We start from the raw sequence: 234 nt of genomic DNA, 5'->3' as shown, positions 1-234 counted from the left end.
CCGGCTCTTCGCCGACCCGAACTTCACCACGCTGCTCACCGGCTGCACCACCGCACTGGGAGAGCACGACATCCCGCTCATCCTGATCACCGCGGGCACCGAGGCCGAACGCCGCCGCATCCTGCCTTTCCTGTCGGCCCACCACGTCGACGGCGTACTGCTCATCTCCTCCCACCGCGGCAACCCGATGATCCACCACCTGCGCCAGGCCGACCTGCCGTTCGTGTGCTGCGG

1 protein-coding gene is annotated in these 234 nt (G+C 68.8%); it reads left to right on the top strand.

Features of this window, described 5'->3' with window-relative positions:
* A partial coding sequence (locus UK23_RS48010; protein ID WP_045318559.1) for a LacI family transcriptional regulator occupies positions 1 to 234 on the top strand: 234 nt, incomplete at both ends.

The organism is Lentzea aerocolonigenes (assembly GCF_000955955.1).
Classification (GTDB): domain Bacteria; phylum Actinomycetota; class Actinomycetes; order Mycobacteriales; family Pseudonocardiaceae; genus Lentzea; species Lentzea aerocolonigenes_A.
This window is presented reverse-complemented; position numbering and strand designations above follow the sequence as displayed.